We start from the raw sequence: 18,881 nt of genomic DNA, 5'->3' as shown, positions 1-18,881 counted from the left end.
GCATTCAGCGGGCCCGGGAGGTGCCGGGCCGCCAGGTTCAGGCGCTTTGCAGGCCCACCGCGGTGCGCGGCATGCCGACGAAGCCGGGCAAGGCTTCGATGCGCGCCAGCCAGGCGCGGACCTGTGAATAATCCGCCAGCGACACATTGCCCTCGGGGGCGTGGGCGATATAGCTGTAGCCGGCGATATCGGCGATGGTCGGTTCGCTGCCCGCCAGGTAAGGGCTGGCCGTCAGTTCCTGCTCGACCACCTTGAGCAACGCATGGGAGCGGTCGATGGCCTCCTCGGCGTTGCGCTGCGCGCCGAATACGGTGATCAGCCGCGCCACCGCCGGGCCGAACGCAATAGGTCCCGCCGCCACCGACAACCAGCGCTGGACCCGTGCCGCGCCAACCGGATCGCTGGGCAGCCAACGGCCCTGGCCGTACTTCTGCGCCAGGTACACCAGGATCGCGTTGGAGTCGGCCAGCACCACGCCCTGGTCGTCGATCACCGGCACTTGGCCAAAAGAGTTCAGCGCCAGGAAGTCCGCCTGTTTGTGCTCGCCCTTCGCCAGATCGACGAAGATCAGCTCAAAAGGCAGCCCTAGCAACGACAACATCAGTTCGACGCGATGGGCATGACCGGAACGGGGGAAGTTGTAGAGCTTGATGGCGTGCATGGCAGACTCCGCTGGGCAGGGGTGCGGCTCACACGAGCGGCACTGACGGACGCCATCTTCCCTCTCGAGTCAAAACAACAGAATCACCAGAAAACACAATCCATCATTTCAGCCAGCGCAATGATCCGCGCTACGGTTGCAACGCCGGATGTTCGCGCAGCGCCTGCACCGCGAAGTCGACGAAACTGCGCACCCGCGCCGGGGCCTTGCGCCCGCCCTGATACACCACATGGATCGGCAGCGGCGCCAGTTCGAACTCCGCCAGGACAATCTCCAGCTCGCCGGCCGCCACCTTGCCCGCGACCTGGTACGACAGCACCCGGGTCAGGCCCAGCCCCAGGCACGCGGCACTGATCGCCGCCTGGTTGGCGGTGACCACCAGCCGCGGTTCCGGGCGAACGCTCAAGGGGGTTCCGTCCTCGTCGAACAGCCAGCTTCTGGACTGGCCGATGGAAGACGGGGCAATCACTGGCGCCTGGCGCAACTCCTGCGGATGTCGCGGCCGCCCATGCCGGGCCAGGAAAGCCGGGGACGCGCAAATGACCCGCCGCACCTCGCCGACGCGCATCGCGTGCTGGCCGCTGTCGGGCAACTCGCCGATGCGCACCGCGACGTCCATGCCCTCCTCGACCATGCTCACCACCCGGTCGACCAGCAGGGCGTTGATGCTGACCTCGGGAAAGCGTTCCAGGTAATCCACCATCAGCGGGGTCACGAACAGCTCGCCAAACAGCACCGGAGCGGTGATCGTCAGTTGTCCGCGCGGAAGGGCATGGATGCCGGCGGCCGAGGCCTCGGCGTCCTGCAACTCGGCGAGGATGCGCCGGCTGTCTTCCAGGTAACGCTGGCCGGCTTCCGTCAGCAGCACATTGCGCGTGGTGCGGGTCAGCAACTGGGTGCCGATACGCTGCTCCAGCGCCGCCACCGCCCGGGTCACGCTGGGCGCGGACAACCCCAGGCGCCGGGCCGCGGCAGCGAAGCCCTGCTCCTGGGCGACGCTGATGAACACCTGCATTTCCTGGAATCGGTCCATGGCGGTCCTCGCAGTACGGCGCCCTGCCCCGGCACTGTCCCGCATGGGTCGCCCGGGCTCAGGCAGGGACCTGGAGTCGCTGCCACAAGGCCTCATCGTTGAAGTCCCGGATGATACTCCGCGCACCCGCCTCGCGAAGCTGAGTTTCCTCGAGCCCCGACAGCATGCCGAAGGTGTGGATGCCCGCCGCTGCCGCGGAACGCACACCGGCCAGCGAGTCCTCGAAGGCCAGCGCCTGATCGGCGCTCACCTCCAGCAGTTGCAGGGCCGTCAGGTAAGGCAGCGGGTCGGGCTTGCCGCGCGCCAGCTCACCGCCGATCACCAGCGCATCGAAGCGCTCGGCGATCCCCAGGCCCTGGAGCATGGCTTCGGCGTTTTCCCGGGGCGCGTTGGTCACCACCGCCATGGGGATGCCGGCCGCCTGGGCATAGTCCAGGGTGCGCAGCACGCCGGGCACCGGAGTGGTCTCGCGCAGCTGGGCGCGGAACATGGCCTCCTTCTGCGCCGCCAGTTCCGGGTACTGTGCCGCCGGGGTATTGGGAAACAGACCGGAGAAAATCATGTCGTCGGGAAAGCCCATCACATGAGCCTTGTAGTAATCCAGGCTCATGGACTTGCCCCAGCGCGCCAGCAACTGGTTGTAGGCGTTGAGGTGCAGGTCATCGGTGTCGATGAGGGTGCCGTCGAGATCGAACAACAGGGCAGAAAGCTTCAAGGGCGTGCTCCGGGAAAATGCAGACCGCGCGCGATCGGCAGCATAAGAAAGGGATAAACAATCAACAGGCTGAAAGCCGCTTCGACCCCGATCCGCGAGGACAACAAGCCCAGCAGGAAAGGCGCCAGCAACAGCGCCACACCCACCGCCTGCGAGGCCTGGGCGCTGATGGCCGAGCTGGCCTGGGGCGCGACACGCATCGCCGAACCGAGGATCAACGGGAAGAAATTGCCCAGGCAGGCGCCCAGGACAAAGATGAACAAGGCTGTCAGCAGCTGGGCCTGGCTGAAGTACAGCACCACCAGGGTGGCGATGGCCCCGAGCATCACGCCGACCAGCAGCGGCAACGGGTTGATGCGGATCAACGCATAACGGCTGGCCAGGCGCCCGCACACCGTGCCGGCAAAATACAGGCTCATCAGCGTGGCCGCGGCCGAGGCGCTGACCTGGACGTGCACGGCCAGGTATTCCGCGCCCCAGAAGCCGACTCCCCATTCCGCGGAAATCCCCAGCAGCACCAAGGCCCACAGGCTCAGTTGCACCCGCCGGGTCATGAGGCTCTGCCCGCTCTCGCTGGCTTGATGGGCGGCGGCGAGTGTCGCCGGGGCGTTCCAGGCACTCAGCGAGAGCAAGGTCACCAGCAGCGCGACAGCGGCGATGCTGCCCGGCACCAGGCGCCACGACAGCCCCAGGCCGGTCATGCTACCCACCAGCAAGGCGCCGCCGAGCACGCACAGCCCGGCGACTATGTGCGCCTCCACCAGCCTCGGCGCGGCCTGCTCGCGATAACGCTCGCCCAGGGCCGCCTGCCCCACCGCCAGCACAAACCCGCCCGACAGGCCCATCGCCCCGGCGGCGAGCAAGGTCAGCGACCAGTGCCCGGCCAGCGCGAACAGACTGCTGGCGATAACCACCGAGAGGCAGGCGATGGTGCTCATGCTCGTCGACCGCACCCGTCGTTCCAGCCAGCGATAGGGCCAGCCAACCAGCGCCAGGCCGGCGGCATAGGCGGCGAAATGCAGGCCGGCCCAACCGAGGTCGAGCGCCAGGGTTTCGCGCAGGAACGGCATGATCGGCCCGAGCAACCCTTGCTGGGCGCCAAACAGACCGAACAGCAGGTAAAGAAACCACGGGCGCGCTTCACGGACCTGGTCCTGGCGGCTGAGCGCTTGACTGGAATCCCGCGCGGCTTCAGCCATGAGCCGTCTCCCGGCTGAACAGCGCCTGCCATTGCCGGCAACGCGCGGCCTTGTCCCGACTGGCCTGCAAGGCCGGCAGCGGTTGCAGCGTTCCGGTCGGATGGGCCTGGCCCGGCACCACCTTGCCATAACGCTGGCTGATCGCCGCCGCAGCAGGCGTGAGCATCCACTGCAACGCCTGCTGCGCATAGGCGGCGTTGGGCGAGCCGGCCCGGCAGGCGAACACCTCGTCCTCATAACAGCGCGCATCTTCGGGCACGCACCAGCGCAGGTGCGGGTGCTGTTCGGCGGCGCGGGTGGCCGCGGTCGACACCGTCACCCCCAGCCAGGCCTGCCCCTGCACGACCGCCTCGATCGGCGCCGTGGAGGAACCGCTGATCGAAGGGTCTTGCCTGGCCACCTGGGCCAGCAGCGCCCAGGCCTGCTCGCCATAATGTTCGAGCAGTGCGCCAAGATGCAGGTAGCCAGCGCCGGAGCGCCCGGGGTCGGGCAAGGCCAGCCGCCCGGACCACTCGGGGCCTGTCAGGTCCTGCCAGCTGGTCGGCACCGCTAGGCCCTCACGGGCGAGGACCTTGGGGTCATAACAGAAGGCCGGGACGAAACCCGACGCCGCGAACCAGCGGCGATCCGTGGCCACCGCGGCGTCCGGCAGGCCGGCGAACTCGATGTCCGTCAGCGGCATCAATTGCCAGGCCAGACCGGGGTCGAGCAAGGCGGTGGCCGCCGTCCCCAGCAACAGGTCCCAGGCCCCGGCGCTGCCGCTGTGCAGGCGTTCGATCAGCTCCGAGGTGGAACAACGGGTCAGGCGCACCGGCATGCCGATGTGCTGGCTGATGCCGGCGATGAATTCGGCCAGCTCGGCATGCTCCATCGAGCTGATGGCGTTGAGCTCAGTCATCGGCGGCCTCCAGCAAACGGTGCAGCTTGGCGTACTGCAGCAGCATGATGGTCTTGCCGTCGCAGATCTCGCCGCTGTCGATCATCGCCAGGGCGCGGTCGATCGGCAGTTCCAGCACTTCGATCTCTTCGCCCTCGTGTTCCAGGCCGCCGCCTTCGCCCTGCTTGTCTTCATCGAAATATTCGCCGACGAAAAAGTGCAGGCGCTCGGTGACCGACCCCGGGCTCATGAAGGCTTCGAACACCTTGCGCACCTCACGGATGCGATAGCCGGTTTCCTCCTCCGTCTCCTTGTGGATGCAGGTACGCGCATCGTCCTTGTCCAGCAGCCCGGCACAGGTTTCGATCAGCATGCCGTCGTGTTCGTTGACGAAGGCTGGGAAGCGAAACTGCCGGGTCAGCACCACCGTCTGCTTGGCCCGGCTGTACAGCAGGATGGTGGCGCCATTGCCGCGGTCGTAGGTTTCCCGGTTCAGGGTGCGCCAGACGCCGTCGCGGCCCTGGAAGTCGTAGGTGGTCTTGCGCAGCACGTACCAGTTGTCCGAGAGCACTTCGACCTGATGGATCCGCACACGGTCCTTGGTGGAGATGGCCTGGTTCATTGACTCACTCCTTGTTCGCTGACAGATGAGTGGCATTGGGCGCAACGCTCAACAGGCGCTCGACCATGCGTGGGTCGCGGTGCTCGGGAGCGGTCATCACCGCGGTGTCCAGGGCGCGGTCGCAACCGCAGGGGCAGGCCCCGGCATGCCGGCCCAGGCGCGTCACGGCTTCGGTCACCAGGCGTCGGGTCAGGTTGAAGGTGTCCGCCATGCGTTGCGCCACCAGCGTGGCGTTCACCGGCTCATGGGATTCGTGCCAGCAGTCGAAATCGGTCGGAATGGCGATCATCGCGTAGCAAAGCTCGGCCTCGCGGGCCAGCTTGGCTTCGGGCATCGCGGTCATGCCGATCACCGTGCCGCCCCACTGGCGGTACAGGTGGGACTCGGCGCGGGTGGAGAACTGCGGGCCTTCCATGACCACGTAGGTGCCGCCGTTGCGCGCCTGGATATCGGCGGCCTCGGCGCTCTCGGCGAGCACGCCGCGCATGCGCGCGCAGACCGGCTCGCCAAAGGGCACATGGCCGACCAGCCCGGGGCCGAAAAAGGTTTTTTCACGCTGGATGGTACGGTCGATGTACTGGTCGATCAGCACAAAGCTGCCTGGAGGCGCGTCGTGGGTCAGGCTGCCCACCGCGCTGACCGACAGCAGTTGCGTGCAACCGACACTGCGCAGCGCGGCGATGTTGGCGCGGGCATTGATCGAGGCCGGCGGAATCACGTGGCCCACGCCATGCCGTTGGACAAAGGCCACGGGCACGCCATTGAGCGTGCCCAGGGTGAGCGGCGAGGACGGAGTGCCGAAGGCGGTCGTGCACTCCACCTGCTGAATGTCCTGCAGGCCTGGCAGCTGTTGCAAGCCGCTGCCGCCGATGATGCCGATACGTTGAACGTGCTGGGTTGGAGTGGAATGGGTCACAGGCTACCTCTCGACTTCAGGGGGGACGGTTCGTGTTCGCTGCACACCAGGCGTTCATAGAGTTCGGACAGGGCCGTGGGCGCATTGCCGCGGGGCAACAGCAACCCTTCGCTGGCGTTGGTGCTGTAGCGCGGTTCGTGGATTTTCAGGTGCCGGTCGATCGCCGGCAGGTAGTTCCAGCGCACGCCGGGGTACAGGGAATGCGCCAGGTGATAGGCGTCGGACGTCGGGGCGATGAACACCCGCACCAGCCAGCCGGAAATCCCGAAGTAATCGGTGGGCCGGCCCGCCAGGTATTCCAGCTCGCGGCGGTTGCGCGCGGTGCCTTCGATGAACCAGCGGTGCTCGGTCAGCAGCGAGATCCAGGCAAAGACCGGATAGGACGTCAGCAACGGCAGCAGCCAGCCGAACAACACGCCTTTCCAGCCGCCGAAGGCGTACAGCAGCGCCGCCACCGCCGCCACACTCAGGCACCGCACCAGGGTGGTCAGGCGGGAATGGTTGAGCAGACTGCTGCGCACCAGGGTGGTGAGATTCACCCAGGCCCCGCGAGGGGTCAGCGGGTACAGCAACAGGCCATAGAAACCGCTGGGCGACAGGCCCGCAACGTAGCCGCCGGCATGCACCCGGGCGCGGTTGGGGTCGAGTTGCGGATGGTTGGGGTGGCGATGGTGCTCCAGGGTATGGGTCTGGTGCCGGCTGCGCATGTCACGCTTGAACATCGGGAACTGGTAGAACAGGTTGCTCAGCCACCACTGCCAGCCATGGTGGCGACACAGGGCGAAGTGCACCGCGTTGTGCCCGAATTCCTGCAACGCGCGCATGCGCCCGCCGCTCCACAGCAGCACGGCCAGCCAGGCCAGCGGCGACGAGTAGATCGATGCCGCCTGCACCGCGGCGACTATATCCAGCCACGTCCAGACAAAGGGCAGCGGCGCGAACCAGGTATCCAGCGGGCGGTAGTACTGCTCCCGCCGCCCCTCCAGGCGCGGTATCAGCTTGAGCAGGCGCAGCACCCGCTGCGCATCCCGGTAATAGAACGCCACCAGCGCGCGCAACAGCAGCGAAACAGCGATCAGGCCAAGCAGGACAATGTGCGCAGTGTCCATGATCAAGCCCCCTCGCGAACGACGGCGCGCCGCTCGTTGCTGGCGTAATGGCCCAGCAATTCGCCCAGCCCGCCGAAGACAGGGGCGTCGGCCTGCCGCAGGCGGTCGATGTCCTGATGGCCGGTGCTGACCAACAGCGGCTTCCAGCCGACGGCCCGCGCCACGTCGTAGTCGTGCAGGGTGTCGCCGATGAACAGGGTGCGCCCGGCCGGTGTGCCGAGCCTCTCCTGGAGCATCAGGGCCTCGGTGGTCTTGCTGGTGGCCTGGTTGTGGCTCAGCCCCACGACATGCTCGAAATGCCCGCGCAGGCCCTTGGCCTCCAGGGTCTGGAGCAGCACGTCGCAATGCGAGGCGGACACGATGGAGACGCCAATACCGGCATTGCGCGCCGCCTCCAGCACCTCGAACACCCCATCGTGCAGCGGACACTGCGCGACATTCGTATCGAAGTGCTCCAGGTAGTGCTCGACGATTTGCGCGAAGGGCGTGCGCTGCAGATCGAACCCCAGGGAGGCGTAGAAATCGGCAATCGGAAAGTCGAACAGCGCACGGTAACGAACGGCATCGATGGGCGGCACCGCATAGCGCTCGCCACAGCGATTGACCGCGCTGACCGCCAGGGCGATGTCGTCGATCAGGGTGCCGTTCCAGTCGAATACCAGGTGTTCGATCCCCGAGAAGTGCAGTCGATCATCGATCATGGTCGGGTTTTCTCCGCAAGAAGGGCGTTGAGGGCGATACGCGAGGCGATCGCCGGTGTGTATAGCTTGCTGGGCTCCATCACCAGGTTGGTCACGCCAATCTGGGTTTCCAGGGCCCGCCGATTGTTCGCCGAGACCTGGCCCAGGCCGGCGCCGTACCAATGATGGAAACGGGTGCGCCAACTGCGCTGGCCGACGGTTTCGGGAAAGCGGAAGTCTTCGGTGGTGGCCATGCTCCAGGCGCCATCGACCACCCCGCACAGGCGGCCCTGCAACTGGCGAAAGCCCTGGCCGTCCTGCAGCAATACCTCGTCGATGTGGCGGTCGATGCAATCGGCCTCCAGCGCGCCGATGGTCATGCCCTGGCTGTATAGCGGGTTCATGCTGCTCAGGGCGTCGCCGACCACCAGCAGCCCGGCGGGCCAGTGCTCGACCCGGTCGAAGTGGGTGCGGCGGCTGCCGGGCATCTTGAAGGTATGGACCGGCGACAGCGGCTCGGCGTCGCGGATCACCTCATGGATGTCCGGCACCGGAAGCGCCGCCAGCGCCTGCAGGAACTCCTGCGGATCGTTGCCGGGAAAGTGGCCGAACCAGCCACCGGTGGTGACCATCCAGCGGTCGCCTTCGATCGGGCTGATCACCCCCATGGAGCGCTGCAACGGCGCCTTGGGCAGCACCAGCAGCACTTGCCACTGCTCGGCATAGGCCGGAAGGCGCCGGTAGATGCGCGACGCATAACCCAGCTCGGTCTTGACCACGCTGGTCTCGACCTCGCCGAAGCCGGCCTCTTTCAGCCACGTCGGCAACCGCGTGCCACGCCCGCTGGCGTCGACCAGCAGGTCGCAGCGCAGCGTCCGCTCGCCATGGCCATCGTCGACGGTCACCGCCTCGACCCGCCGGGAAGGATCGGCCCCGGTGAACTCGATCTGTGTGACCCGGGTGCTGGACAGCACCTCGACATTCAGCACGCCGAGCAAGGCCCGGCGCAGCTGGTTGTCGATCAGGCGCCGGCTGCAGTAATGGGCATAGATGCCACTGCGGTAGCGGTTTTTCCAGCGCCCGCCCTGGTACCACTTCACGTCGTGACCCAGGTCGGCCACTTGCGCGCCCCCCTGCTCCAGGGCGCTCAGGGTGCCGGGGAAGATGCCTTCGATGATCTGCTTGCCGCGCAGCAGCAACAGGTGGACGTGATGCTCCTGGGGCAGGCTCTGGCGCGGGCCGGTCTCGTCGAAGAAATCACTCTTCTCGATCACCGTGACCCGCTGGAAACGCCGGGCCAGGACCGCGGCCGTCAGGCAGCCCGTCACGCTGCCGCCGATGACCACGGCATGTCGACCGCCCACGGCGGTATCAGGCTGGGGAGTAGTCATTGAGCACCTTTGCAATGTATGCCAGGTCGTCGTCCGCCAGGCCCGGGTGCAGCGGCACCGTGGTCAGCGAACGCAGCAACCGGGCGGCGTTGGGGCAATCGCGGCGGTACTGCGCCAGCAGCGGCAACTGGTACAGCGGCTGGTTGTCGTACTTGCCGATGTCCGATGGGATGCCATGACGCTGCTGGTAATGCACCAGTTCACGCCCATCGTGCCCCACCGCCTGCAACAGCAAGGCATAGGCGTTGGCCTCTCCACCGGGGGTCAGCGGCAGTTCGCGGAGCGCCGGGTTGTCCAGTTGCTCCAGCAGCCGCCGGCGGTTGTCCTGGCGCTGGTGCAGACGGCTTTCCAGCTGCCGCGAACGCGCCAGCCCGAGGGCGGCCTGCAGGCCACCGAGCTTGAGGTTGATGCCCAGGGTTTCGCCGGTGAGGTTGCCGAAGCGGGTGTAGGCCCGGATACGGCTGGCGCGCTCGTCGTCATCGGTCATGACAAAACCGCCCTCACCGGTGGACATGAACTTGCAGTCATGGGTGCTGAAGCAGCTGATGTCGCCATGCTGCGCCAGCCAGCTGCCGTTCAGGCGCGTCAGGTGCGCGTGGGCCAGGTCCTGGATCAGCGGGATGCCGGCCTGGCGCGTGGTGGCCCAGGAGGTGTGCGAGGCGATCGGATACCCCCACATCGGCACCTCGATCACCGCGCAGGTCCGCGGGCCGATGCAGCGTTGCAGGTCATCCGGGTCGAGCCCGAAGCTGTCCGGCGCCACATCGCAGAACACCGGGACCAGGCCCAGGGACAGAATCGGCAGGACGGTGCAGATCGGGCACGTGGGCGCGACTATCACTTCGTCCCCCGGCTGGAAACGCACGCCGGCCAGTGCCGCGGTGACCGAAGCGGCCCCCGACGACACGGCGATCACGTGGCGCACGCCGTACAGCACGGCGAGCGCGGTCTCGTAGTCCTCGACGATCTGCGAGGTGCCGGTCAGCCCTGTCGCCAGGGCGCGTTGCAGCTCGGGCACATCGTCGGCGGTATCGTGGCCGCACTTGTCCGCGATGACCCGGGTGGGTCGGGAGATAGCCTGGTTCATGGCGCCACCTTCCTGCCGACCATGTCCCACACCTCGGCATCGGCGAACACCCGGTCCACCATGCGCCGGAAGTTGGGGAACATCTTCAGCTCGGCAGTTTCCTGCCGGCTGAAGAAGCGCGCGTTTTCCACCTCGCGCTCCGGCGGGCAAGCCCGCAGGTCGGTGGCGGTGAGGTAGATCAGGTCCAGGTGGTAATGCGGCCCGCGCTTGTCATCGATGAACTCGCAGAGGATCCGGTAAGGCTGGTGCAACACCGTGACATCGGTCTCGGCATCGGCCAGTTCCAGGTCACGCTCGCCCAGCAGGGCGGCGTGAATCCCGGTTTCCTCGTAGATCTCGCGCAGCACCGCCACATCAGGGGTTTCCCCCTGTTCTATATGGCCGCCCGGGTACAGCCAGACCCCCAGCTTGCGATGGTGCAGCAGGAGCATCTTGCGGTCCGGATTCAACACGAACGCCGAGGCCGTGAAATGCCGGTCCAGGGTCGAACGATCGGGAACGTCCGTCATCATGGCGCACCGTACTGGTTGATCCGTTCGGCCATGTAGTCCAGTTCGGCGCGGGTGATGTCCGGATGGACCGGGATGGTGGTCATGCTGGCCAGCAGCGCCTCGGCGTTCGGGCAGTCGTTGCGGTACTGGGCCAGCGCCGGGAACTCGTAGAGTGCCTTGCAGCCGTAGCGCTTGATGTCCGACGGGATGCCCGCCTCGTCCAGGTAATCGATGAAGGCCCGGTTGTCGGCGAAGTGCAGTTCCAGGTTGAGGAAGTAGTAGTTGGTCCGTCCGCCCTCGATGATGACCTTTTCCCGCACCTTGCTGTGGTCGAGTTGCTGCAGGAAGTAGGTGGCATTGGCGCGTCGTTGCTCGATCTGCGCGGCCAGCGAATCCAGGCGATTGGCGCCCAGGGCGGCAGGCAGCGCGGCCAGCTTGTAGTTGAGGCCGAAGTCCTTGCCGTTGAGGTTGCCGAAGCGGCTGTAGTCGCGGCAGCGCTGGGCCAGTTGGTCGTCGTCGGTGAGGATGAAACCGCCCTCACCGGTGGCCAGCGGCTTGCGTTCATGGGTGCTGAAGCACGACAGGTCGCCATAGGCCGACAGTGGCCGGCCGTTGAGGGTGCTGCCATGGGAATGCGCGAGGTCGAGGATCAGCTTGATCCCCAGCTCGCGGGTCAGGCCTTGCAGCTCATCGACTTCGGTGGGGTAGCCCCACATCGGAATATCGATGATCGCCCGGGTGCGCGGGGTGATGCGCGCCTTGATCGATTCCGGGTCGGCGCCGAAACCGTGACGGCGGGTGTCGACGAAGATCGGGTTGGCGCCAGCGGCGATGATCGGATAGATGGTGCACAGCGGGCAGCTCGGCGTCAGCAGGACGTCGTCGCCGGGACCGACGCCGGCGGCGTAGATCGCCACGCTCAGGGCCGCGCCACCCGAGGAGACCGCGATCGCATGCCGCGCCTCGAACCAGGCCGCCAGCTTGGCCTCGTATTCGCCCACCACATCGCTGGTGCCGGACAGCGGCCGTTCCAGGGTGTTCTGCAGGGTCAGCAGATCGTCGGCGTACACCGGACGGTACTTGTCGGAAACAGAGATGCGGGCGGCGCTGGAGAGATTAGAGGACATTGGTCTGGGCTCCGAGAAAGGCTGGGGACTTGGCGGCATGGGTGGAGTGGAGGGCAAGCACGGGGGCGACATCGGCGCGGGCGCTGTCGGCATGACAGATCTGCTCGATCACCCGGAAGGTCGGCAGCAGGCTCTCGAAGCTGGCCTCGTAAGGCGAACGGTTGCGCACCGCGTCGAAGAACTTCTCCAGTTCGCCGAAATAACCGCTGCGCTCATAACCCGAATCCAAAGGCCCTGGCTGCCACGCACCACGCCAGCGCTTGGCGGTACCGGTGGCGCTGGTGCCATGCACTGGCTCGTGCAGGGTGATGTTCCACAGGTTGTTGAGCTCGACCATCATCGAATTGGAGCTGACGATCTTCATGTCGAATTCGAAGTACGGGAACATCGTCCCGCTCAGCAGGCTGACCGTCGCGCCGGAGCTGAAACCGAGCTCCAGGCTCACCAGCAACGAGTCCTCGTGGCGTTGCACCCGGGATTCGATATCGCGTAATTCGCCGCCGCCGAAGGTCACGCCAAGGTCGATGGTGTGAATCGCCTGGGCCAGCAGGAACGAACGCAGGGTGGAGTCCAGCCCCCACAACGGCGCGGTGGGTTTGCTCGCATAGTGGTTGAGCTGGATGTGCACGACCTTGCCGAACTGCTCGGTGCGCGTCATATCACGCAGCTGGCGCATGGGCTTGGCATATTTGAAGTTCATGCCCACGCCGGTGACCACCTGGGCCTGACGAGCCGCGCCGATCAGGTATTCGAGCTCGGCGAGGGTGAAGCACGGCGGCTTCTCGACGAAGACATGCACGCCCTTGGCCATTGCCTTGATCGCCAGGTCGCGGTGCGCCTGGGGCGGGCACGCCATGACCACCGCATCCAGCGCAGCGGTATCGAGCATCTCGTCGAAGTCGTCGGTGATCGCGACCTCGGAAATGAAACGGTGGATTTGTCCGGCGCGGGTCAGGTCGCTGTCGCACACGGCGACGATGCGAATATCCGGCATTTGCAGAAGCGTGGGCAGCAGGTTTTCTTGCATCTGCGCGCCGAGGCCGACGATGCCAACTCTGAGAACAGTCATAACCATCTCCATCCTGGAAAAGTGGGTACTGCGTCATGAAAAGGTTGGACGAACGACTACACGGGATCCGCCTCGGGTCACCTGCGGGGTGAGCCGATCCGGTCCGACATTCGCTTCAATCGAGGCAGGATTGCCTCAGAACAACGGATCACCTTTACAGAGTCCGTTCGGGCTGTTGCCCAGGGTCATCCGGGTAGAACACCCGGATGTTTCACGCCACACGCCGACACCCGCTTGATGACCAGAAGTCACCAAGGTGCGGCGAGCAGAATGGATATGACCGCGCAGGCGGCAGGTATGAGGGGAGGCAGGTCGAATTGGCTGCCAGTCACTGTGAGCGACCTGGCCGAAAGCCTTGACCAGAGAATCAGGTCTTCGTTGGAAAACCGAATAACGACCGAAATGACGATACGCATGCATGGCTGAATCATCCTTGAAGCAATAAATCTATCCCTTGTTATGCAGAAGCTCATGTTCCGTGAGCCCTTGCTTGCCACACACCTCATCAATGTGTGGCTTGGATGTATAGATCAGGCTTTTTCGGAGCGCAAATCAGTTGCTATATCGTTTCATCATATTGTTTTGAACAATCCGGACATAAGGCAACGGGCCATATAGGCCCGTTGTCACCATCGTCGAACCGCCGGGAAAAATTGAAACCGGATAATCAAATCCGTCTCACCAGAAGCCCGGGCCTCGAGCTGAGAGGCCTGGATGCACTTGGCTTGCCTAGTCCCCTGACATGCGGCCGGATACGCACGGGCGATGAAATTTGATCGTTGTTGAGGATTATTGATTCGGATTATCCAGCCACTCCGGGCAGCATCCACCACGCATTGAGCGACAGGCAAGCATCCGCTTCGCGTAGCTCAGGTCGGTGCCGGGGGCCAGGTCGGAACCTGAATGACAACGTTCATCACTTGGGAACAGAACACATGTGCATGTCGAATAAATGGATCGTGGGAATTGCCTTGAGCTGCATATTCCAGGTCGGATGTGTCTCGAAGGTGGCGCAGCAAGAGCAATATTCGGGCTTCCTCGCCAATTACCAGGGACTGGAGGAACACACCACGCCAAGTGAACAGAAGGTGCTGCGCTGGGTGGCGCCAGGGTTCGATCCTCACGCCTATTCCACTGTCGTGTTCAAGCAGGTAGAGCTGTATCCAGCGCCAAAACCGACCGAGCGCGTCAACCTGCAAACCCTGAAAGACCTGCAGATCATCGCCAGCAACAGTGTCAGGAACGCATTCGCTCCCACCTACAGGATCGTCTCGAATGCGCAGCAGGCACCGGCCCATTCGCGGACATTGATCTTGCGGGCGGCTATCACCGACGTCAGCGCCAGCAACGAGGGCATGCATTGGTATGAGGTCGTCCCCATCGCCGCCATTGTCGGGGCAACCCAGGCAGCCACCGGCCATCGCGATCAGACGGCCGAGTTGTATCTCGAAGCCGACCTGATCGATGCCAAAACCGGTTTGCCGGTAGCCAAGATGGTGCGCAAGGTGTTCGGCGAGACCTTGAAAAACGCCAGCCAGCCGATAGTCGCCAACGACTTCAAGGTCGCCTTCAAAAGCATGACCAACGACATGCAGACACTGCTTTCCAGGCAGTGACAACCGCGGGATACCCAGCGCAAACCTTGCATTGCCTCGAAAGGCCTAGGGTTTCAGAACGACAGTCACGCTGCGCCTGCCAAAAAAAGCCACCAGGCCAGGCAACGACGTCCAACGAGAGTCCGACTTGATGAAAATACTGAGTTTTACCTTATCGGCCTTTGTATTGCTCGCCAGCTCCGGTGCGTTGGCGGCAACGGTAGTTCCCCTGAAAGGCCAGACTTCCCAGACGATCCAGCAAGACACCAGTGCCTGCCAGTCGCAGGCCAATGCTCAGTTCCCGATACAAAACACTGTGCCTTACGGTGGCCGGATAAAAGGCGCGACTACCGCCGCCATCGCCGGGGCCACTGCTGCGGAGGTTCGGGGCCGGCAACATGAAAACGTCTATGACCATATCGACGACGATATCAAGCAAGACTATCGCCAGAACCATGCCCGCAGCGCCGCGACGGCCGGCGCAATGATCGGCGCATCGAGACAGCGCCAGGAACGCAGACAGGACCTTAAAAGCACCGAGCAAAACGTCACTGCCAACAACTCCGTGTACAGCAGTTGCCTGCAACAGCGTGGCTACAACGTTCAGCCTTGATCCAGCCGTTCCTTTACAAGGCACAGGCATTCTTGATGCAGATTGTGAAATCGATCCAACGTGCTGCACTGGAATGCCTGCAAGTTCATCCTTCCCCCTGAAGTAATGCCACTCTTCCCTTCTCCCTCCAGCCTGCCCCTCTGTTCAACTCTTCGCTTCAATACGCGGCGCGGATATCGCCGGGTCGCAAGCTTGTGCTTGAACAACGAGCCGTCCGATACTCTGCCCTGCAGTTTTCGGATGGCGCAGATGACTCGTACTGAGCATCATCATGACCTCCGATTAAACCCCGTGGATTACCCTTGCCTGATTCCAGTGAGACTTTTGATGGGTTGTTCCAGCATTGTCCAGTGACGCTCTCTGCACCTTGCGTGCTTGCCCACACATAGCCGTTCATCTCCCCGACAAGCATGTATTGCCTCAGATCCAGCCCAGCAAAGCCGTCCCTATACTCAGCCAGAACCACCTGAACGGAGGATTCGCATGCGCTACGCCTTCAAGTTGAAAAATGATTCCATGGTTCTTTTCGACCCGGATACTGCCTTGCTCTCCATCACGACACCTCATGGAGATGTTCAAAACTCCACGATAGGCAGAGCTGAATCGCGTCTACTGGGTTTGCTGCTTATGGAGCCGGGGCAGACTAAAAGCCGTGAGGAGATCATCGACTACGCCTGGAATGACCGAGTGGTCGCCTCCGGCAGTTTGAACCAGGCCGTTTTCTCACTTCGAAACATTCTCAACGACAGTCGAGATCACGAGATCTTGATGACGGTTCCTCGAAGAGGATATTGCTTCAACCGTCATTATGTAGTCGATGCACCGACAGACTTGCCGACGCCTTCAAATGAAGCCGCGCAACCTACCGTACCCGTCATTGAAGAGCGTCCACCCAGCGCAAAAGATCATCTTCCGCTACCTTCAGAAAAACCCATAAAGCCAACTCGCATAACAAAAGCCCAGTTGATCGGTTATCTCTTGACCTTGGGAGTCTGTGCCTTTACGGGTTTCCACACCACCTTCGACACGCCGAAAATAGAAGTTTCCAGCATAAAACAGAATGAACTGGTCATCCATGCAGTCGCCAACAGTGTCGCCGAGGCTCAATCGCTGAGAGATCTTTCGGCTCAACAGGTTCAACAGTTTTCGCCGAACTTGAAAGGCCAGGTCTGGTTGAATCTCGCTAAATCAAACTATTCCGTTTCGTGCGTCCGCCCGGATCTAAGCACTGCAAACCTACAATTGAACAGCGAACAGAAAGACCTCGCACTGATGATCCGGCAATGTTTGGAAGCCACCCTATGAAGCCAACAATATCGTCAACCGCTCATTGGATAGTGCTTGCGATCATCAACGCCGCCTGTATTTTTTTACTGACTTATTCGCCATCTCATTACATGGAAAACACCAGCTATCAAACCATCACTCGACAATGGCTCGAAGATTCGAACCAGCTCAATACGGAGGAGTACCTGACTATCGGACACGGTCGACTGACCCAAACCATGCTGGAAAGCCTGAACGGAAAGATTCGTAACGCTACTGTATCGGCGGATGTTATCCGAGAGAGCAAGCATCACTTTCAGATAAAAATCAGTACCGTGAAACTTAGCCAGGATAACGAGCTATTCGCCATCGAAAAGACACCTGATCTCTTTTTCAAACGCCAATACGTTCTGCAAGAAGGCGCTGTTCTAAACTACGAATTGATCCCTACCACCGATAAAAACACCCTGTGCGTTTATGTGCACGAACTGAGCCGCTTGCGCTGCATGAGTCACTAGGGCCTCCCAGGGCTGTCACATAAGTTTGACCAGACGACAGGGCCTGATGCGCTCTTGTTCTGCCTAACGCTGATTCAAACAGAAAAATAATAATCACTGATTTGAATCAGACGTTCCTTCCCCTTCAAGATCTCTCCACTCTGGCGTTCAGAGCCGTGCCTGTTGTCACTCGGCACAAAACCGGCTCCACGTCCCTCTCATTCGAACACTCACCTGGGTGCCAGATGAAAACATACATTTTTTGCGAGTCGTCAAATCGATGATAACCAGAATCTTGGCAGTTCTATCTTTAGCTGCAATATCCTTTCATTCGGTGGCGCACGATGAATACTCTGCCGGCAGCACGGAAATCGAACTCTACCAAATAGAATTGAGTCCGAATGAGAAACTAAAGTTGTCGCAACTGAACATCTACTTTGAGAATGAATACCATGACGAAGACGGGGCGATCGATCTTCCCCCTCCTTCCCCAGCACAAAATACCATTAGTGATATTCACGACTTTTCGCTAATCGCACTTTGATCATGATTACTTACGCGCTGACTCTGTGTCCTGCCTGAAAACTCATTAACAAGGAGCGCATATCGATGCTGCTGAAAAATCTCGCAACCGCACCCTTTGGTTTAGTGTTTTCTCTCAAGGACAAGGACAAGGAACTTTACAGCGCCGACCTGACGCGCATTGAAAACAGCAAAAAGACGCAGGGCAATGAAAAGTCCAGTTATAAAATTTGCACAGGCTATCTAGCCAATGATTATTTTGCCTTTGATGTAGCGGCCATCAGTCCAACACGTCAGAAAACGGTAATCTTTGGTTCACAAACAGCGCCATGCAAACTTGAAAACCTGAATTTGCCATCGAGCGAAAAGTACGTTTTTTCAGCAGCCTTGGAGCTTGTGCCGAAGTCATTGACATCGACGCCTGAAAAAAACGCTTAGCCTGAATTACCCACATCGACTTTTTCCAACTCGAGGGAATAAGTGTGCACTTTCGATTAAACGCACTGTCACTCAAACAGAAAATCTTCTTTTGCCTTGCCGCCTATTTATGTGGCGTAGCCTTAGCCTGGTTGATTGACGGTTAATAACGGCGTCCAGGCCGGATCCCGCCAAGTCAAATCATATTATTTCGGACTCGACAGCAACTAGCACACTGGCTTCAGAGGCTGTGTTATTGGCTGAAGAACGCCCTGCTCATGGGCTGGTGAAGTTACGCAAAGACATCAGGCAATGACTTTTATCAGTCTTCGCGATCACTCGAATTCTCAGTACCCCTCTCACAATCGACAACCTGTAGAAGGACGCCGCTTCACATGCTATTTCACAACCTTGGCTTCGTTTCACTGCTTTCGCTACTGTCTTTTCAGGCATTGGCTGACGACAAAGGCCTGTATCTTGGAGCAGGCGTAAGCAATATCGAAACCGACAAATCCCATCTGAGCGATGAAGACTATAGCTACAAGGTTTTTGCAGGCTATCGTCTCAACGGTTATCTGGCCTTCGAGGGCGCCTTCGTGGATCTCGGCCAATTCAAGGACAAGAATCTCGATTTCGATGGTAAATCCGTTCAGGCCAGTGCCCATCTCGGCTTCCCGCTGGGACAACGGGTGCGAGTTTTCGGTAGTGTCGGTGCTCATGCCTGGGATGCCGACGGTAATGCCAGTGATGATGACACCGGGGTGAATCTGACCTACGGTGCCGGCGTTGAACTTGATGTGTTTCGCAACATCGGTATCCGCGCCGAATATGAAGTACTCGAGGTCGGCGACATCAACCTGAATCAAACGACGGCATCGGCGTTTATTCTCTGGTAATGCCAACATGAATCGAGCGGCCATACTGGCCGCTCAAACCATCATCCTCGTCGGACTTGCCAGCCACGATTGCAAAGCAACCTGAACGACGGCAAACC

At 61.9% G+C, this 18,881-nt stretch carries 20 protein-coding genes; 6 read left to right on the top strand and 14 right to left on the bottom strand.

What is annotated here, in order from left to right; translation table 11 throughout:
* Nucleotides 1–37 precede the first annotated feature (37 nt).
* From J4D52_RS07395 to J4D52_RS07330, 14 genes are all read right to left on the bottom strand, one after another.
* On the bottom strand, nucleotides 38–661 hold the full coding sequence (locus tag J4D52_RS07395) for a glutathione S-transferase family protein (protein ID WP_102676311.1): 624 nt from the start codon (nucleotides 659–661) through the stop codon (nucleotides 38–40).
* A gap of 130 nt (nucleotides 662–791) precedes the next feature.
* Nucleotides 792–1,694, bottom strand: coding sequence for a LysR family transcriptional regulator (locus tag J4D52_RS07390; RefSeq protein WP_102676310.1), 903 nt, complete (start codon nucleotides 1,692–1,694; stop codon nucleotides 792–794).
* Nucleotides 1,695–1,752: 58 nt separating this feature from the next.
* Nucleotides 1,753–2,409 (bottom strand): HAD family phosphatase, encoded by a 657-nt coding sequence (locus J4D52_RS07385; RefSeq protein WP_025806902.1) that lies wholly within the window; start codon nucleotides 2,407–2,409, stop codon nucleotides 1,753–1,755.
* The gene (locus J4D52_RS07380; RefSeq protein WP_102676309.1) at nucleotides 2,406–3,608 is read right to left on the bottom strand and encodes a sugar MFS transporter; all 1,203 of its coding nucleotides are present in this window, start codon (nucleotides 3,606–3,608) and stop codon (nucleotides 2,406–2,408) included. The genes J4D52_RS07385 and J4D52_RS07380 overlap by 4 nt, the downstream gene beginning before the upstream one ends.
* A complete protein-coding gene (locus J4D52_RS07375; protein WP_102676308.1) occupies nucleotides 3,601–4,506 on the bottom strand; it encodes an ABC transporter substrate-binding protein in 906 nt (301 codons plus the stop codon). Before J4D52_RS07375 ends, J4D52_RS07380 begins: the two co-directional genes overlap by 8 nt.
* A complete protein-coding gene (gene nudK / locus J4D52_RS07370) occupies nucleotides 4,499–5,107 on the bottom strand; it encodes a GDP-mannose pyrophosphatase NudK (protein WP_063433474.1) in 609 nt (202 codons plus the stop codon). Before nudK ends, J4D52_RS07375 begins: the two co-directional genes overlap by 8 nt.
* 4 nt (nucleotides 5,108–5,111) lie before the next feature.
* On the bottom strand, nucleotides 5,112–6,023 hold the full coding sequence (gene mtnP, locus J4D52_RS07365) for an S-methyl-5'-thioadenosine phosphorylase (protein WP_025806898.1): 912 nt from the start codon (nucleotides 6,021–6,023) through the stop codon (nucleotides 5,112–5,114).
* Entirely contained in the window at nucleotides 6,020–7,132 is a 1,113-nt protein-coding gene (locus J4D52_RS07360; protein ID WP_025806897.1) for a fatty acid desaturase, read from the bottom strand. Before J4D52_RS07360 ends, mtnP begins: the two co-directional genes overlap by 4 nt.
* A gap of 2 nt (nucleotides 7,133–7,134) precedes the next feature.
* Entirely contained in the window at nucleotides 7,135–7,833 is a 699-nt protein-coding gene (locus J4D52_RS07355) for an HAD family hydrolase (RefSeq protein ID WP_102676307.1), read from the bottom strand.
* The gene (locus J4D52_RS07350) at nucleotides 7,830–9,203 is read right to left on the bottom strand and encodes an NAD(P)/FAD-dependent oxidoreductase (protein ID WP_102676306.1); all 1,374 of its coding nucleotides are present in this window, start codon (nucleotides 9,201–9,203) and stop codon (nucleotides 7,830–7,832) included. The genes J4D52_RS07355 and J4D52_RS07350 overlap by 4 nt, the downstream gene beginning before the upstream one ends.
* On the bottom strand, nucleotides 9,184–10,290 hold the full coding sequence (locus J4D52_RS07345; RefSeq protein ID WP_102676305.1) for a DegT/DnrJ/EryC1/StrS aminotransferase family protein: 1,107 nt from the start codon (nucleotides 10,288–10,290) through the stop codon (nucleotides 9,184–9,186). The genes J4D52_RS07350 and J4D52_RS07345 overlap by 20 nt, the downstream gene beginning before the upstream one ends.
* On the bottom strand, nucleotides 10,287–10,799 hold the full coding sequence (locus J4D52_RS07340) for an NUDIX hydrolase (RefSeq protein WP_226303174.1): 513 nt from the start codon (nucleotides 10,797–10,799) through the stop codon (nucleotides 10,287–10,289). The genes J4D52_RS07345 and J4D52_RS07340 overlap by 4 nt, the downstream gene beginning before the upstream one ends.
* Nucleotides 10,799–11,908: a DegT/DnrJ/EryC1/StrS aminotransferase family protein gene (locus J4D52_RS07335; protein WP_025806892.1), complete on the bottom strand. Its 1,110-nt coding sequence runs from the start codon at nucleotides 11,906–11,908 to the stop codon at nucleotides 10,799–10,801. The genes J4D52_RS07340 and J4D52_RS07335 overlap by 1 nt, the downstream gene beginning before the upstream one ends.
* Nucleotides 11,898–12,977, bottom strand: coding sequence for a Gfo/Idh/MocA family protein (locus J4D52_RS07330; RefSeq protein WP_025806891.1), 1,080 nt, complete (start codon nucleotides 12,975–12,977; stop codon nucleotides 11,898–11,900). The genes J4D52_RS07335 and J4D52_RS07330 overlap by 11 nt, the downstream gene beginning before the upstream one ends.
* Before the next feature lie 935 nt (nucleotides 12,978–13,912).
* Between J4D52_RS07330 and J4D52_RS07325 the strand changes: the two genes are divergently transcribed.
* The 6 genes from J4D52_RS07325 to J4D52_RS07300 all read left to right on the top strand — a co-directional run bounded on the left by J4D52_RS07325 (nucleotide 13,913) and on the right by J4D52_RS07300 (nucleotide 18,783).
* Complete coding sequence (locus tag J4D52_RS07325) at nucleotides 13,913–14,593, top strand: DUF3313 domain-containing protein (RefSeq protein WP_102676304.1); 681 nt, start codon at nucleotides 13,913–13,915, stop codon at nucleotides 14,591–14,593.
* A 130-nt stretch (nucleotides 14,594–14,723) separates the two neighbouring features.
* Nucleotides 14,724–15,185, top strand: coding sequence for a hypothetical protein (locus J4D52_RS07320; protein ID WP_063433652.1), 462 nt, complete (start codon nucleotides 14,724–14,726; stop codon nucleotides 15,183–15,185).
* Nucleotides 15,186–15,668: 483 nt separating this feature from the next.
* Nucleotides 15,669–16,490 carry a winged helix-turn-helix domain-containing protein gene (locus tag J4D52_RS07315; protein ID WP_063433485.1) on the top strand — a complete coding sequence of 274 codons (822 nt, stop codon included), beginning with the start codon at nucleotides 15,669–15,671 and terminating at the stop codon, nucleotides 16,488–16,490.
* On the top strand, nucleotides 16,487–16,969 hold the full coding sequence (locus J4D52_RS07310) for a hypothetical protein (RefSeq protein ID WP_063433487.1): 483 nt from the start codon (nucleotides 16,487–16,489) through the stop codon (nucleotides 16,967–16,969). Before J4D52_RS07315 ends, J4D52_RS07310 begins: the two co-directional genes overlap by 4 nt.
* Before the next feature lie 588 nt (nucleotides 16,970–17,557).
* Nucleotides 17,558–17,908: a hypothetical protein gene (locus J4D52_RS07305; protein ID WP_063433489.1), complete on the top strand. Its 351-nt coding sequence runs from the start codon at nucleotides 17,558–17,560 to the stop codon at nucleotides 17,906–17,908.
* A gap of 374 nt (nucleotides 17,909–18,282) precedes the next feature.
* Entirely contained in the window at nucleotides 18,283–18,783 is a 501-nt protein-coding gene (locus J4D52_RS07300; RefSeq protein ID WP_081251697.1) for an outer membrane beta-barrel protein, read from the top strand.
* The last annotated feature ends 98 nt before the right edge of the window (nucleotides 18,784–18,881 follow it).

This window comes from Pseudomonas sp. GW460-12-10-14-TSB1 (genome assembly GCF_017349775.1).
Lineage (GTDB): Bacteria > Pseudomonadota > Gammaproteobacteria > Pseudomonadales > Pseudomonadaceae > Aquipseudomonas > Aquipseudomonas piscium.
This window is presented reverse-complemented; position numbering and strand designations above follow the sequence as displayed.

Excerpts from the sequence above, each read along its gene's own strand:
- J4D52_RS07395 (WP_102676311.1), bottom strand. The coding sequence starts at position 661 with ATGCACGCCATCAAGCTCTACAACTTCCCCCGTTCCGGTCATGCCCAT.
- J4D52_RS07390 (WP_102676310.1), bottom strand. The coding sequence starts at position 1,694 with ATGGACCGATTCCAGGAAATGCAGGTGTTCATCAGCGTCGCCCAGGAG.
- J4D52_RS07380 (WP_102676309.1), bottom strand. The coding sequence starts at position 3,608 with ATGGCTGAAGCCGCGCGGGATTCCAGTCAAGCGCTCAGCCGCCAGGAC.
- J4D52_RS07375 (WP_102676308.1), bottom strand. The coding sequence starts at position 4,506 with ATGACTGAGCTCAACGCCATCAGCTCGATGGAGCATGCCGAGCTGGCC.
- nudK (WP_063433474.1), bottom strand. The coding sequence starts at position 5,107 with ATGAACCAGGCCATCTCCACCAAGGACCGTGTGCGGATCCATCAGGTC.
- J4D52_RS07360 (WP_025806897.1), bottom strand. The coding sequence starts at position 7,132 with ATGGACACTGCGCACATTGTCCTGCTTGGCCTGATCGCTGTTTCGCTG.
- J4D52_RS07355 (WP_102676307.1), bottom strand. The coding sequence starts at position 7,833 with ATGATCGATGATCGACTGCACTTCTCGGGGATCGAACACCTGGTATTC.
- J4D52_RS07350 (WP_102676306.1), bottom strand. The coding sequence starts at position 9,203 with ATGACTACTCCCCAGCCTGATACCGCCGTGGGCGGTCGACATGCCGTG.
- J4D52_RS07345 (WP_102676305.1), bottom strand. The coding sequence starts at position 10,290 with ATGAACCAGGCTATCTCCCGACCCACCCGGGTCATCGCGGACAAGTGC.
- J4D52_RS07340 (WP_226303174.1), bottom strand. The coding sequence starts at position 10,799 with ATGACGGACGTTCCCGATCGTTCGACCCTGGACCGGCATTTCACGGCC.
- J4D52_RS07335 (WP_025806892.1), bottom strand. The coding sequence starts at position 11,908 with ATGTCCTCTAATCTCTCCAGCGCCGCCCGCATCTCTGTTTCCGACAAG.
- J4D52_RS07330 (WP_025806891.1), bottom strand. The coding sequence starts at position 12,977 with ATGACTGTTCTCAGAGTTGGCATCGTCGGCCTCGGCGCGCAGATGCAA.
- J4D52_RS07325 (WP_102676304.1), top strand. The coding sequence starts at position 13,913 with ATGTGCATGTCGAATAAATGGATCGTGGGAATTGCCTTGAGCTGCATA.
- J4D52_RS07320 (WP_063433652.1), top strand. The coding sequence starts at position 14,724 with ATGAAAATACTGAGTTTTACCTTATCGGCCTTTGTATTGCTCGCCAGC.
- J4D52_RS07315 (WP_063433485.1), top strand. The coding sequence starts at position 15,669 with ATGCGCTACGCCTTCAAGTTGAAAAATGATTCCATGGTTCTTTTCGAC.
- J4D52_RS07310 (WP_063433487.1), top strand. The coding sequence starts at position 16,487 with ATGAAGCCAACAATATCGTCAACCGCTCATTGGATAGTGCTTGCGATC.
- J4D52_RS07305 (WP_063433489.1), top strand. The coding sequence starts at position 17,558 with ATGCTGCTGAAAAATCTCGCAACCGCACCCTTTGGTTTAGTGTTTTCT.
- J4D52_RS07300 (WP_081251697.1), top strand. The coding sequence starts at position 18,283 with ATGCTATTTCACAACCTTGGCTTCGTTTCACTGCTTTCGCTACTGTCT.